The sequence below is a fragment of the Pseudomonas sp. JV245A genome (genome assembly GCF_032424515.1).
In the GTDB taxonomy this organism is placed as follows: domain Bacteria; phylum Pseudomonadota; class Gammaproteobacteria; order Pseudomonadales; family Pseudomonadaceae; genus Aquipseudomonas; species Aquipseudomonas protegens.
This window is the reverse complement of record NZ_VYKE01000001.1, coordinates 143,003-156,210: the sequence shown is the minus strand read 5'-3', so window position 1 is coordinate 156,210 and position 13,208 is coordinate 143,003. Positions and strand designations below refer to the sequence as shown.

General features: G+C 60.5%; 12 protein-coding genes and 4 tRNA genes. 7 read left to right on the top strand and 9 right to left on the bottom strand.

All coding sequences use genetic code 11. The features are described 5' to 3' along the window. Positions 1-30: 30 nt before the first annotated feature. Together F6S12_RS00770 and F6S12_RS00765 are read left to right on the top strand one after the other, a co-directional pair. Positions 31-2,115: a carboxy terminal-processing peptidase gene (locus F6S12_RS00770; protein WP_212805590.1), complete on the top strand. Its 2,085-nt coding sequence runs from the start codon at positions 31-33 to the stop codon at positions 2,113-2,115. Positions 2,116-2,248: 133 nt separating this feature from the next. Further along, complete coding sequence (locus F6S12_RS00765; RefSeq protein ID WP_182999962.1) at positions 2,249-4,075, top strand: bifunctional diguanylate cyclase/phosphodiesterase; 1,827 nt, start codon at positions 2,249-2,251, stop codon at positions 4,073-4,075. Here the strand turns inward: F6S12_RS00765 and F6S12_RS00760 are convergent. The 5 genes from F6S12_RS00760 to F6S12_RS00740 form a co-directional block, all read right to left on the bottom strand. Continuing rightward, positions 4,026-4,442, bottom strand: a complete 417-nt coding sequence (locus F6S12_RS00760; RefSeq protein WP_011062665.1) for a hypothetical protein — start codon at positions 4,440-4,442, stop codon at positions 4,026-4,028. The two genes, F6S12_RS00765 and F6S12_RS00760, sit on opposite strands and share 50 nt — an antisense overlap. Beyond that, positions 4,443-4,814, bottom strand: a complete 372-nt coding sequence (locus F6S12_RS00755; RefSeq protein ID WP_003179080.1) for a hypothetical protein — start codon at positions 4,812-4,814, stop codon at positions 4,443-4,445. After that, positions 4,811-5,152, bottom strand: coding sequence for a helix-turn-helix domain-containing protein (locus F6S12_RS00750; RefSeq protein WP_015636619.1), 342 nt, complete (start codon positions 5,150-5,152; stop codon positions 4,811-4,813). The genes F6S12_RS00755 and F6S12_RS00750 overlap by 4 nt, the downstream gene beginning before the upstream one ends. Before the next feature lie 114 nt (positions 5,153-5,266). Then, on the bottom strand, positions 5,267-5,722 hold the full coding sequence (locus F6S12_RS00745) for a YkvA family protein (RefSeq protein WP_011062666.1): 456 nt from the start codon (positions 5,720-5,722) through the stop codon (positions 5,267-5,269). Positions 5,723-6,014: 292 nt separating this feature from the next. Continuing rightward, positions 6,015-6,728, bottom strand: a complete 714-nt coding sequence (locus F6S12_RS00740) for an FKBP-type peptidyl-prolyl cis-trans isomerase (RefSeq protein WP_011062667.1) — start codon at positions 6,726-6,728, stop codon at positions 6,015-6,017. Positions 6,729-6,997: 269 nt separating this feature from the next. Between F6S12_RS00740 and F6S12_RS00735 the strand changes: the two genes are divergently transcribed. Both F6S12_RS00735 and F6S12_RS00730 read left to right on the top strand, forming a co-directional pair. Next, a complete protein-coding gene (locus F6S12_RS00735) occupies positions 6,998-8,806 on the top strand; it encodes a di-heme-cytochrome C peroxidase (RefSeq protein ID WP_315868660.1) in 1,809 nt (602 codons plus the stop codon). Next, positions 8,803-9,972, top strand: coding sequence for a catalase family protein (locus F6S12_RS00730; protein ID WP_011062669.1), 1,170 nt, complete (start codon positions 8,803-8,805; stop codon positions 9,970-9,972). Before F6S12_RS00735 ends, F6S12_RS00730 begins: the two co-directional genes overlap by 4 nt. Positions 9,973-10,112: 140 nt before the next feature. Here the strand turns inward: F6S12_RS00730 and F6S12_RS00725 are convergent. From F6S12_RS00725 to F6S12_RS00710, 4 genes are all read right to left on the bottom strand, one after another. After that, positions 10,113-10,189 (bottom strand) — tRNA-Asp (locus F6S12_RS00725). Between the two features lie 19 nt (positions 10,190-10,208). After that, positions 10,209-10,284 (bottom strand) — tRNA-Val (locus F6S12_RS00720). 187 nt (positions 10,285-10,471) lie between these two features. Beyond that, a tRNA-Asp gene (locus F6S12_RS00715) sits at positions 10,472-10,548 on the bottom strand. Between the two features lie 19 nt (positions 10,549-10,567). Further along, positions 10,568-10,643 (bottom strand) — tRNA-Val (locus F6S12_RS00710). Between the two features lie 160 nt (positions 10,644-10,803). Here F6S12_RS00710 and rdgC point away from each other — a divergent pair. The 3 genes from rdgC (at position 10,804) to sugE (ending at position 13,200) form a co-directional block, all read left to right on the top strand. Next, positions 10,804-11,724 (top strand): recombination-associated protein RdgC, encoded by a 921-nt coding sequence (gene rdgC, locus F6S12_RS00705; RefSeq protein WP_011062670.1) that lies wholly within the window; start codon positions 10,804-10,806, stop codon positions 11,722-11,724. A gap of 75 nt (positions 11,725-11,799) precedes the next feature. After that, positions 11,800-12,765: a bile acid:sodium symporter family protein gene (locus tag F6S12_RS00700; protein WP_015636621.1), complete on the top strand. Its 966-nt coding sequence runs from the start codon at positions 11,800-11,802 to the stop codon at positions 12,763-12,765. 117 nt (positions 12,766-12,882) lie between these two features. Next, positions 12,883-13,200 (top strand): quaternary ammonium compound efflux SMR transporter SugE, encoded by a 318-nt coding sequence (sugE, locus tag F6S12_RS00695; protein ID WP_011062672.1) that lies wholly within the window; start codon positions 12,883-12,885, stop codon positions 13,198-13,200. The last annotated feature ends 8 nt before the right edge of the window (positions 13,201-13,208 follow it).

Genomic DNA, 13,208 nt, shown 5'->3' with positions numbered 1-13,208 from the left:
CGTTATCAATTGCCCCCGCGTCGAATCAGCATGAAGCATTTGTTCCCCAGCACCGCCCTCGCTCTTTTCATTGGTTTCGGCCTGCTGCCGATGTCGACCAATACGTTCGCAGCCAATAGCTGGGACAATCTTCAGCCCGATCGCGATGAGGTAATTGCCAGCCTCAATGTCGTTGAACTGCTCAAACGTCATCACTACAGCAAACCGCCGCTGGATGATGCGCGCTCGGTGATCATCTACGACAGCTACCTGAAGCTGCTGGATCCGTCGCGCAGCTACTTCATGGCCAGCGACATCGCGGAGTTCGACAAATGGAAAACCCAGTTTGACGACTTCCTCAAGAGCGGCGACCTGAACGCCGGGTTCACCATCTACAAGCGCTATCTGGACCGGGTCAAATCCCGCCTGGACTTCGCCCTGGCCGAGCTTAACAAGGGCGTCGACAAGATCGACTTCACCACCAAGGAAACCTTGCTGATCGATCGCAAGGATGCTCCTTGGCTCAAGACCACCGCCGAACTCGACGACCTGTGGCGCAAGCGCGTCAAGGACGAAGTGCTGCGGATGAAGATCGCCGGCAAGGATCCCAAGCAGATCCAGGAAACCCTGACCAAGCGCTACAAGAACCAGCTGGCGCGCCTGGACCAGACCCGTGCCGAAGATATCTTCCAGGCCTACATCAACACCTTCGCCATGTCCTACGACCCGCACACCAACTATCTGTCGCCGGATAACGCGGAAAACTTCGACATCAACATGAGCCTGTCGCTGGAAGGCATCGGCGCCGTGTTGCAGAGCGACAATGATCAGGTCAAGGTCGTGCGCCTGGTGCCGGCAGGTCCTGCCGACAAGACCAAGCAGGTAGCCCCTGCGGACAAGATCATCGGTGTGGCCCAGGGCGACAAGGAAATGGTCGACGTGGTGGGCTGGCGCCTGGACGAAGTGGTCAAGCTGATCCGTGGTCCGAAAGGCACCCTGGTACGCCTGGAGGTGATCCCGGCCAGCAATGCGCCAAACGACCAGACCAGCAAGATCGTGCCTATCACCCGCGAAGCGGTGAAGCTCGAAGACCAGGCGGTGAAGAAGTCGGTCCTCAACCTCAAGCAGGACGGCAAGGACTACAAGCTCGGGGTGATCGAGATCCCGGCCTTCTACCTGGACTTCAAGGCCTTCCGCGCTGGTGATCCGGATTACAAGAGCACTACCCGCGACGTGAAGAAACTGCTGACCGAGTTGCAGAAAGACAAGGTCGACGGTGTGGTCATCGACCTGCGCAACAACGGCGGCGGCTCCCTCCAGGAAGCCACCGAGCTGACCAGCCTGTTCATCGACAAGGGGCCTACCGTGCTGGTGCGCAACGCCGACGGCCGGGTGGATGTACTGGAAGATGAAAACCCCGGCGCCTTCTACAAAGGCCCGATGGCACTGCTGGTCAACCGTCTCTCGGCTTCGGCTTCGGAGATCTTCGCCGGCGCCATGCAGGACTACCACCGCGCCTTGATCATCGGCGGCCAGACCTTCGGCAAAGGCACCGTGCAGACCATCCAGCCGCTGAACCACGGCGAGCTGAAGCTGACCCTGGCCAAGTTCTACCGGGTTTCCGGGCAGAGCACCCAGCACCAGGGCGTGCTGCCGGATATCGGCTATCCGTCGATCATCGACACCAAGGAAATCGGCGAAAGCGCCCTGCCTGAAGCCATGCCATGGGACACCATCCGCCCGGCCATCAAGCCTGCGGTAGACCCGTTCAAACCGTTCCTGGCTCAGCTCAAGGCCGAACACGAAAGCCGTTCGGCGAAAGATCCGGAGTTCGTGTTCATCCGCGACAAGCTGGCCCTGGCACAGAAGCTGATGGCGGAAAAAACCGTCAGCCTCAATGAAGCCGATCGTCGGGCGCAACATGCCGATATCGAAGCCCAGCAACTGGCCCTGGAAAACGCCCGTCGCAAAGCCAAGGGCGAGGAGCCACTCAAAGAGCTGAAGAAAGAAGACGAAGATGCACTGGCTGCTGCCGAGCCGGACAAGACCAAGCCGGAAGACGACGCCTACCTGAGTGAAACCGGGCGCATCCTGCTGGACTATCTGAAGCTCAACACCTCGGTGGCCAAGCACTGAGGATGATGGCAATTTAATTCGATCGCTCCTCGGATCGTCATTAAACAGTCATCATTCTGTCGTGAAATAAAGGACCGGGCGCCGCTCTCTAGCCAGAGCCGCGCCCGGTCCTTTTTTATCGACAGAGATCGCCATGACCACGACCGAACAGCTCAGTGCATTGAGTTCAATCCTGGCTCAAAGCGGTTTGCACAGCCTGTTCCAACCGATCATTTCCCTGTCCGAGCGGCGCATCCTGGGTTATGAGGCCCTGAGTCGCGGCCCCTCAAACAGCCCTCTGCACTCCCCTGTCGCGCTGTTCGCCGTCGCGCGCCAGGCCGGGCGCCTGAGCGAGCTGGAGATTGCCTGTCGGCAAAGCGCCTGCAAACGCTTCAGCGAACAGCAACTGCCCGGCAAGCTGTTCCTCAACGTCTCGCCGGAATCCCTGCTGGAGGCCGCCCACCAACCAGGGCGTACCTTGCAGCTGCTTGAGGACTTCGGCATCCCCCCCAGCCAGGTGGTGATCGAGCTTACCGAACAGACCCCGATCGACGATTTCCAGTTGCTGCAGAACGCCCTGCACCATTACCGCGACATGGGTTTCTCCATCGCCCTGGACGACCTGGGCGCCGGTTATTCGAGCCTGCGCCTGTGGTCGGAGCTGCGCCCGGACTACGTGAAAATCGACCGGCACTTTATCGACGGCATTCACCAGGATGCCCTCAAGCGCGAGTTCGTCGGCTCGATTCTGCAAATCGCAAAAGCCTCCCGCGCCCAGGTGATCGCCGAAGGGATCGAACTGACCGAAGAACTGGCAGTGCTGACCGAGATGGGCGTCGACCTGGTCCAGGGCTACCTGTTGTGTCGCCCCCAGGAACAGCCGCCGAGGGACGCTCGGGCAATGATGCCCAAGCATGATCACACCAGCGCGGCCCTCAACGATGATGGCAGCGACCTCAGTGCGCTGCTCAACGAGCAACCGGCCGTTGCCCGCAATACGCCCACCGCCAACGTCCTGGAAGCCTTTCGCCGGCAAGCCAACCTCAACTCCCTCGCGGTGCTGGACGAACAGGGGCAGCCTTGCGGCATCGTCCATCGGCACTCGCTCTCCGACGCCCTGCTCAAGCCCTTTGCCACCGACCTGTTCGCCCGCAAGCCCATCAGCCGCCTGATGAACGATGACTTTCTCGCGGTCGAACTCAGCCAGTCCCTGCAGCAGGTCAGCCGCCTGATCACCAGCCGCGCCCGCCAACGCATCGAGGAAGATTTCATCATCACCTTGAATGGCCATTATCTGGGGCTGGGGCGGGTCATCGATGTGCTCAAGCTGATTACGGAGCTGAAGATCCAGCAAGCCCGCTACGCCAACCCGCTGACTCTGCTGCCCGGCAATGTGCCGATCCAGCAGTGCCTGAGCCGCCTGCTGCAGCAAGCTCGGGAATCGGTGATCTGCTACGTCGACATCGACAGTTTCAAACCCTTCAACGATATCTATGGCTATGGCCGCGGCGATGAGGTGCTGCTGTGCCTGGCCCAATGCCTGAACGACCGGGTAGACCCGAGCCGCGACTTCGTCGGACATATCGGTGGGGATGACTTTCTGCTGGTGCTGGGGCCGGAAGACTGGCGCCGACGGCTCAACCAGTTGCTGGATGACTTCCACAGCCAGTGCCGGCGCTTCTACCGCAGCGAACACCTGGAGGCTGGCTGCTTTGTCGCCCCCAATCGGCAAGGTATCCGTCAGGAATTTCCCTTGCTGTCACTGTCCATCGGCGTAGTGCACCTGTATCCACAGGCCTGTGGCCAACTGGACTCCAGCCAACTGGCGGAGCTGGCCTCCCAGGCCAAGCATCACGCCAAGAATATCCAGGGCTACAGCATCCATGTGATCGACAGCCTGGAAGCGGCAGCCAGCCTGGGAGCGCAAAACCTCAGTGAGCCGCTGCGGGATCAGTCGGCTGATCGAGCTGCGTCAGTTTGAGCGCCGCAAGAGGATGCCCGGCCTGAGCCGAAAGCGTCCACCAGCGCGCCGCTTCGACAGCGTCGGGAGCCTTGCTGGGCGAGCCGGCCAGGCTGATCACGCCCAACTGATAGGCTGCCTTGCCATCCCCCGCCAGTGCAGCCAGACGCAGCAGGCGTTGACCTTCTTGACGGGCGCCAAGCCCCTGCCCACGAAAAGTCAGGATGTGCCCATAAAAGCTCAGCGCACCGACATTGCCAAGATTGGCCATGCGCGCGAACTGACCTTCCATCCAACGCCAGACACGGGGTTGGCGGACAAACCACGGCCAATGAAACAAACGGCGCGCCAGCCAATAGCCGAGTCGCGCCTTGAGTGCCAGGAACATTCAAGCCTCCGCTGATTCGGGATACTCGTACTCGAAGACCCGCACCACTTCCGAGGCATGCCATGAAGCCGCGGCAACACCGTCGGAAGGGCCGGAAAAACGCCCCAGACGCTCCACGCACTCGAAGAAGCCGGTACGCGGCAAGCGGCTGGCCCCCTGGCTGATCACCAGGGAACTGCGCAAAGGCTGTTCGGCCCGTGCATCCAGCGCTGCCAGATGCTCCAGCGCCGCTGTCAGGGTCTGCATGGCCGGGCTGGGCAGTTGCAAGCGCTCCAACAAGGCTCGATAGGTTAAAAGATGCCGCTGACGACGGGCCTGATCCAGCTCACCCAACAGCCCATCCCAGTGCTGACGACTGATCCTTACACTCACGATTGCTCCCTCCACCCCGGCACCGTCAACTCCCAGGCCAGGCTGCGGCGAATCGCAGCGTCGGGTTGACGCTCGCCACTTTCAATCAGGGCCAGGTAAGACGGACTGATACCAACTTTGCGGGCCAGCGCCTCGATGGCGATGCCCTTCCCTTCGCGCAGACTGCGTAATTGATCCAGGCCCGGAAGATTCTGGGCTGGTGGCGCTGCCTGAGAAGTTGCGGCAGCGTGCGGTGGTTGTTCGGTAAGACCTGCGGCTGACAATAAAGCTTGATACTGAGCCCACGGCAGAACCGCATATTCGGGCTCGCCATCGCGTTCAATAATCTGAATATCCATTACTACCCCGTAGGACAACGACACTTAGCGAGTCGGACTTTTCCCTTGAAGTGTAATCCTAACAGCGGCAATGGTCGCGGGGAGCATGATTGTTGTGGGAGGCGGTGAATACCCTTAGTTTTTCTGCGGTCCTTCCAGCAGCAATTGCTCCGCAGTGTCCGGCAAGCGCTCGACAACCGCGAGTTTTTCCGGCATTTGCCGATTGCGCCAGGTTCGGAAGGCGTTGAGTTCGTCATCCAGGGTTTTCATCAGCCAAGCCAGAACGGCGATATCGTCAAGCATGCCGAACACCGGAATAAAGTCGGGAATGGCATCCACAGGGCTGAGGAAATACATCAAGCCTGCCACCACCGACAGCAGCGCCTTGGGGCTGATGGCCCGGTACTCGCCACGCCAGTACGCCAGGCACAGTGCCTGCAACAAGCGCAGGTCCTGTTTGACCTTGCCCAGGCGTCCGCCCTGGCTGGCGCCTTTGCTCGCCACGGCGAACAGCAGCGTGGGCAAACGGCCGCGGCTCAGCAAGCGCCCCGCCAGCGGCAGGAAACGAGCAAAATTCCAGGGTGCTTTCATCATCACTCCCACTGAAATGTTATCCACACAAATTGTGGATAACCTTGTGAACAGAGCTATTTTTCACGGCTGAAAGCCCCGTTTCATAAGGGCTGAGCTCAGATCGGGCGTTTTTTACTCACATAAAAAAACCCATAATTTCATTGACTTGGCAGCCTCCAGCGACTACCTACCGCTCATACCCTGTTCAGACCACCCGCACTGCCGTCGGTTCGGATAATTTGCCAGCAGCAACCTGCAGAAACGACAACGCCCCGTAAGAACGGGGCGTTGCTTCAGGCGCTGACGCAGGTTACTTGGCGGCGTCCTGCTTGGCTGGATCCTTGATACCCAGCAGCTCCAGTTCGAAGACCAGCACCGAGTTGGCTGGAATCGCCGGGCTCGGGCTCTGGGCGCCGTAGGCCAGGTCGCTCGGGATGTACAGCTTGTACTTCTCGCCCACGTGCATCAGTTGCAGGCCTTCGACCCAACCCGGGATCACGCCGCTGACCGGCAGATCGATCGGGCTGCCACGCTCTACCGAGCTGTCGAACACAGTGCCGTTGGTCAGGGTGCCGGTGTAGTGAACAGTCACGACATCAGTCGGCTTGGGCTGAGGACCGTCAGCCTTTTTCAATACTTCGTACTGCAGACCGGAAGCGGTGGTGGTCACACCGGTTTTCTTGCCGTTCTCTTCGAGGAATTTCTTGCCGGCAGCCGCCGACTCTTCGCTCATCTTGGCCATGCGCTCTTCGGCACGCTTTTGCAGCGCGGCGAAGGCTTCGACCAACTCTTCATCCTTCAGCTTCTGTTCTTTCTTGCCGACGGCATCTTCGATGCCCTGGGCGACCGCTTTGGAATCCAGGTCATCCATGCCTTCCTGAGCCAGACTCTTGCCCATGTTCAGGCCGATACCGTAGGAAGCTTTTTGCGCCGGGGTTTTCAGCTCTACGCTGGTCTGCGAATCACAACCCGCAAGTACCAGGCTAACCAGGGCCACCGCCGCCGCCAACCGATGCTGTTTCATGCTATTTCCTTGTTCATGCGCCTAAAGGGCAATCGAATAAAGCCGCGAGCTTATCAGGCGACCACGACCAATGGCTACCGGCGTAAGAGTAGTAAATGGCCGATAAGTTCACGTCTTTAAACGCGTTTTCATGCTCTGGGGTACACCCTGCCCAGGCCGCTTACCGATGCGCTTGAACGGGCGCGAATAACCATAGCTCAAGTAATGGCTACTTGCCGCGTCAGATGAGCTCAGGCATAAGGAAACGAAATTCGACAAGGAAGTACATCTTGCGCCTCATCTATCGTGTGTTGCTGTTGATTGCCGTGCTGATCGGCATTGTCCTGGCAGTGGTCCTGTACTACGTGGCCAATCCGAAACTCCCCGACTATGTACCCGTTGAACAGGTGCACTACCTGGACCAATGGGATGCCAAGGATCGCCAGACCTACTATTTCACTCCCCAGGGCACCCAGGTCAAAGGCCTGCGCTATGAATGGTTCAGCGCTCTGGAGCTACCGTTCTCCGAGCAGTCCTTTGCCGCTCCCGAGTACCTGGCCCGCTTCGGCTTCCTGGTGGAGCCGGGACAGAAAGCCACAGCGCAGAATCCCGGCAACCTGCCCGTGGGCTTCGCCCGCCATCAGAATCCGGGCAGCGCGGAACAATACCTGGACATCACCTGTGCTGCCTGCCACACCGGCGAGCTGCGTTTCAACCATCAAGCCCTGCGCATTGATGGCGGCTCGGCGCAGCACGTACTGCCGTCCAGCGTACCGACCCTGCGTGGTGGCAGCTTCGGCCAGGCCCTCGTGGCCAGCCTGACCAGCACCTACTACAACCCCTGGAAATTCGAGCGCTTCGCCCGCAAGGTGCTGGGTGCCGACTACGAAGCCAGGCACGAACAACTGCGCAAGGACTTCAAGGTCTCACTGGATAACTTCCTGCGGGTGGCCTGGAACGATACCCATCGCGGCCTCTATCCAACCGAAGAGGGTCCGGGCCGTACCGACGCCTTTGGCCGCATCGCCAATGCCAGCTTCGGCGACGCCATTTCCCCTGAGAACTATCGGATTGCCAATGCCCCGGTGGACTACCCGCAACTCTGGGATATCTGGGCCTTCGACTGGGTCCAGTGGAACGGCTCGGCGCAGCAACCCATGGCGCGCAATATCGGCGAAGCCCTGGGGGTTGGCGCCACCCTGAACCTGTTCGACGCCAACAGCCAACCCCTCACCGGCGAGGCCCGCTACCCTTCCAGCGTACGTGTCCGCGATCTCAACCTGATCGAGGAAACCTTGCAGCGCCTCAAGCCACCGGCCTGGCCGGAAGCCTTGCTGGGCACGATCGACAAGCCGCTGGCCGCCAAGGGCCGCGAGCTGTTCGCCAGCAACTGTGCCGGCTGCCATGTACCCTCGGTCAGCGACAACAACGGCCGCCCCGTGCAGCAGTTGAAAATGCTTCCGGTAGCGGTGATTGGCACCGACCCGAATTCGGCGAGCAATATCGCCGACCTGCGCTATGACCTGAGCTCCTTGCAGTGGGATACCGCCGAACTGGCCAGGTCCAATGTCGAGCTGCACCCGACACCCAGCGAACCGCTGGACCTGCGTCAACTCTCGGCTGCCAAGGGCCTGGCCTACATCACGGCCTTTGTCGAAGAGCGCGCCTATCGCGACGCCAAGGTCACCCCCGAGGAGCGCCCGCGGCTGGACGGCTACGGGCTGCCGATCGGCGTACGCGAGTTGCGCGCCTACAAGGCCCGCCCGCTGGCCGGGGTCTGGGCCACACCGCCGTACCTGCACAACGGCTCGGTACCCAACCTCTATCAACTGCTGTCTCCGCAATCGGAGCGCTCGACAACCTTCTACCGCGGCACCTTCGAGTACGATCCCAAGCACCTGGGCTATCGCCCGGAAGCCTTCAAGAACGGTTTTGAATTCGATACCCGCATCAGCGGCAACCACAACAGCGGCCACGAATTCCGCGCCGGCCAGCGTGGCAATGGCGTTATCGGCCCACTGCTGCAGCCAGAAGAACGCTGGGCCTTGCTGGAATACCTGAAAGTGCTGGGCGGACCATTGGAGTCGCAATTGCCATGAAACTCGATCTCGCCAGAAAACGACCGTCCCTGCTGGCCCGACTGTGGCTGCGCCTCGGCGCCTTGCTGGGCAGGACCCTGTTATTGCTACTGGTCATCGGCCTGCTGGGCTGGGCACTGTCCAGTGCCTGGTTCGCCTGGCACCACCGAGGCCCGGTAGCGGTGCAGGAGCAGGTTCCTGCCGATGAGGCAGCCCGCACCCAGGACATCATCCAGACCGCGGTGCGCATCGTTGACCAGCACCGCGAAGGCACCCGCTACCTGCGCGATGCCCATGCCAAGGCCCACGGTTGCGTGAAGGCGCAGGTCCAGGTCCTCAACGACTTGAGCCCGCCACTGCGCCAGGGAGTATTTGCCACCCCTGGCCAGACCTGGCAGGCCGTCGTACGCCTGTCCAACGGCAACGCCTACCCGCAGTTCGACAGTATTCGCGACGCCCGCGGCATGGCGATCAAGCTACTGGATGTTCCCGGGCAACAACTGATGGCGTCGGAATCACAACGCCGTGAACAGGACTTCGTGATGTTCAATCATCCGAATTTCTTCGTCAGCGACGTAGCCGAATATCAGCAGAACATCGCCGCCCAGGCGGACGGCAAGAAAGTCGGCGCATTCTTCCCCGGGTGGGATCCGCGCACCTGGCAGGTACGGCATCTGTTCATCGCCCTGGCGACCCTGTCACCGGCCCCGGCCAGCCCGACCCAGACCACCTACTACTCGGTCTCGCCCTACAAGTTCGGCAATGCCAACGCCAAATTCCGGGTCATGCCGGACCCCGAGAGTTGCCCGGCCTACAGCCTGCCAGCACAGAACCAGGATCTGCCCAACTTCCTGCGCAGCGCCCTTACCCAGCAACTCTCCACCGATCGGGTTGGCGCCTGTTTCGTACTGCAGGTCCAGCGCCAGGACCCGAACCGTTTCATGCCGATCGAAGACACCAGCATTGAATGGAAAGAAAGTGACGCCCCCTTTGAAACGGTGGCGCGGGTAACCCTTCCCGCCCAGGACTTCGATACCCCGGCGCAGAACCTGGCTTGCGACAACCAGTCCTTCAACCCCTGGTTCGGCCTGGAAGCCCATCGCCCCATCGGCGGCATCAACCGTCTGCGCAAGGCGGTGTATGAAGCCGTCAGCGACTACCGGCACAGCCGTAACGCCGAGCAGTAGGCAAAAACGCAAAAAGCGGCCCGAGGGCCGCTTTTTTCATGCGCAGGATTCGAACCGATACAAATCCCAGACAGCAAAAAGCCCGCATTGAGCGGGCTTTGTGTGGCGACCTGGCGTTCAGTGTTCCAGGTTGCCGAATATGGCGCAGCGGACGGGACTCGAACCCGCGACCCCCGGCGTGACAGGCCGGTATTCTAACCGACTGAACTACCGCTGCGCGTAGCGTTGAAAGTAAGTGGTGGGTGATGACGGGATCGAACCGCCGACATTCTGCTTGTAAGGCAGACGCTCTCCCAGCTGAGCTAATCACCCTTTACCTTCGTTGCGGGGCGCATTATGCCACAGAAATTCTTAAAGTGTTGATTTAATTAATAATTTTATTAAAAAAACCAAATTTCCATGTACAGCAACACAACCCACGTAACTCTTTACAGCAAAAAGCCCGCGTTAGCGGGCTTTCTGTGGTGACCTGGCGTTCAGTGTTCCAGGTTACCGAATATGGCGCAGCGGACGGGACTCGAACCCGCGACCCCCGGCGTGACAGGCCGGTATTCTAACCGACTGAACTACCGCTGCGCGTAGCGTTGAAAGTAAGTGGTGGGTGATGACGGGATCGAACCGCCGACATTCTGCTTGTAAGGCAGACGCTCTCCCAGCTGAGCTAATCACCCTTCACGTTCGGTGTGGCGCGCATTTTACGGAGCAGCCCCCACTCTGGCAAGCACTTTTTATAATAATTTTTTCAGGCCTTCCAAAGGCTTAGCGAAGGGTTGGCCTGAGCAGCAGCGAAGAGAATAATGCCCTCCTTTGTATAAAGGAGAGATTCACCCCATGTGGTTCAAAAACCTGCTGATCTATCGCCTGACCCAAGATCTGCCTTTTGATGCTGAGGCGCTGGAAACTGCACTGGCGACCAAACTGGCGCGCCCCTGTGCAAGCCAGGAGTTGACCACTTACGGTTTCGTCGCCCCTTTCGGCAAAGGTGAAGACGCCCCGCTGGTTCACGTCAGCCAGGACTTCATGCTGGTAGCCGCGCGCAAGGAGGAACGCATCCTGCCTGGCAGCGTGGTGCGCGATGCGGTGAAGGAAAAGGTCGAAGAGATCGAAGCCGAACAGATGCGCAAGGTCTACAAGAAGGAACGCGACCAGATCAAGGATGAAATCATCCAGGCCTTCCTGCCCCGTGCGTTTATCCGTCGCTCCTCGACCTTCGCCGCCATTGCCCCGAAACAGGGCCTGATCCTGGTCAACTCGGCCAGCCCGAAGCGCGCCGAAGACCTGCTCTCCACCCTGCGCGAAGTCCTCGGCACCCTGCCGGTTCGCCCGCTGACCGTGAAGATCGCCCCCACCGCGATCATGACCGACTGGGTCAAGACCCAGAAAGCCGCCGACGACTTCTTCGTACTCGACGAGTGCGAACTACGCGACACCCACGAGGACGGCGGCATCGTGCGTTGCAAGCGCCAGGACCTGACCGGCGAGGAAATCCAGCTGCACCTGAGCACCGGCAAGGTGGTCACCCAACTGTCCCTGGCCTGGCAGGACAAACTGTCCTTCATGCTCGACGACAAAATGGTGGTCAAGCGCCTGAAGTTCGAGGATCTGCTGCAGGATCAGGCGGAACAGGACGGCGGTGATGAAGCCCTCGGCCAGCAGGATGCCAGCTTCACCCTGATGATGCTGACCTTCGGCGACTTCCTGCCGGCGCTGTTCGAAGCCCTGGGCGGCGAGGAGATTCCGCAGGGCATCTGACGCCTTGCCCGGATAACCGCTACGCACTAGACGCCACCGCCTTCGGTGGCGTTTTCACATAATAAGGAACAGGTCATGCGCGCACTGGCTGCACTGAGCCGCTTTGTCGGCAACACCTTCGCATACTGGGTACTGATCTTCGCCGTCCTGGCATTCTTCCAGCCTGGCTGGTTCGTCGGTCTCAAGGGCGCCATCGTGCCGCTGCTGGGCCTGGTGATGTTCGGCATGGGCCTGACCCTGAAACTTGAAGATTTCGCCGAAGTGGCCCGCCACCCATGGCGCGTGGCCCTGGGAGTGGTGGCCCATTTCGTGATCATGCCCGGGGTGGCCTGGGTGCTCTGCCAGGCATTTCACCTGCCGCCGGAAATCGCCGTCGGGGTGATCCTGGTCGGCTGCTGCCCAAGCGGCACCTCTTCCAACGTGATGACCTGGCTGGCCCGCGGCGACCTGGCGCTGTCGGTGGCCATTGCAGCGGTTACCACTCTACTGGCCCCACTGCTGACCCCGGCGCTGATCTGGTTGCTGGCCTCGGCCTGGCTACCGGTCTCGTTCATGGAGCTGTTCTGGTCGATCCTGCAAGTGGTGCTGCTACCGATCGTGCTGGGAGTGCTGGCCCAGCGCCTGCTGGGCCAGCGGGTGCAGCACGCGGTGGAAGTACTGCCGCTGGTTTCCGTGGTGAGCATCGTCATCATCGTCACCGCGGTGGTGGCCGCCAGCCAGGCGAAAATCGCCGAGTCGGGCCTGCTGATCATGGCCGTGGTGATGCTGCACAACAGCTTTGGCTACCTGCTGGGCTACTTCACGGGGCGTCTGTTCAAGCTGCCACTGGCGCAGCGAAAATCCCTGGCCCTGGAAGTCGGCATGCAGAACTCCGGCCTGGGCGCGGCCCTGGCCAGCGCTCATTTCTCGCCACTGGCGGCGGTACCCAGCGCCTTGTTCAGCGTCTGGCACAACATTTCCGGGGCCCTGCTCTCGACCTATTTCCGGCGAATGGAAGATCCAGCCGAACAAAAGCTGGAAATACAGCGAGGCCATGACTGAGGAAAAAAATACTCGCCCACGTGAGAGTGGGCAGTATACTGCGCATCGCGAGGACGACCTCGCGACTCATTCGAGCGATCAATTCCGGGGACGACCCCATCAACCGATGAGGTAGGCATGTCCTGGATCATTCTGTTTTTTGCCGGTTTGTTTGAAGTGGGCTGGGCCGTCGGCCTGAAATACACCGATGGCTTCAGCCGCCCGCTGCCCACCGCCCTGACCATCATTGCCATGGCCATCAGCCTCGGCCTGCTGGGCCTGGCGATGAAGGAACTGCCCCTGGGCACGGCCTATGCCATCTGGACCGGAGTCGGCGCCGTCGGCACGGTGATCGCCGGTATCATCCTGTTTGGCGAATCCATGGCTCTGGTGCGCCTGGTCAGCGTGGCGCTGATCATCGCCGGCCTGGTGGGCCTGAAAGTCAGCGCCAGCTGAAAAGCCCA

Excerpts from the sequence above, each read along its gene's own strand:
- F6S12_RS00765 (WP_182999962.1), top strand. The coding sequence starts at position 2,249 with ATGACCACGACCGAACAGCTCAGTGCATTGAGTTCAATCCTGGCTCAA.
- F6S12_RS00750 (WP_015636619.1), bottom strand. The coding sequence starts at position 5,152 with ATGGATATTCAGATTATTGAACGCGATGGCGAGCCCGAATATGCGGTT.
- sugE (WP_011062672.1), top strand. The coding sequence starts at position 12,883 with ATGTCCTGGATCATTCTGTTTTTTGCCGGTTTGTTTGAAGTGGGCTGG.
- F6S12_RS00770 (WP_212805590.1), top strand. The coding sequence starts at position 31 with ATGAAGCATTTGTTCCCCAGCACCGCCCTCGCTCTTTTCATTGGTTTC.
- F6S12_RS00740 (WP_011062667.1), bottom strand. The coding sequence starts at position 6,728 with ATGAAACAGCATCGGTTGGCGGCGGCGGTGGCCCTGGTTAGCCTGGTA.
- F6S12_RS00730 (WP_011062669.1), top strand. The coding sequence starts at position 8,803 with ATGAAACTCGATCTCGCCAGAAAACGACCGTCCCTGCTGGCCCGACTG.
- F6S12_RS00745 (WP_011062666.1), bottom strand. The coding sequence starts at position 5,722 with ATGAAAGCACCCTGGAATTTTGCTCGTTTCCTGCCGCTGGCGGGGCGC.
- rdgC (WP_011062670.1), top strand. The coding sequence starts at position 10,804 with ATGTGGTTCAAAAACCTGCTGATCTATCGCCTGACCCAAGATCTGCCT.
- F6S12_RS00700 (WP_015636621.1), top strand. The coding sequence starts at position 11,800 with ATGCGCGCACTGGCTGCACTGAGCCGCTTTGTCGGCAACACCTTCGCA.
- F6S12_RS00760 (WP_011062665.1), bottom strand. The coding sequence starts at position 4,442 with ATGTTCCTGGCACTCAAGGCGCGACTCGGCTATTGGCTGGCGCGCCGT.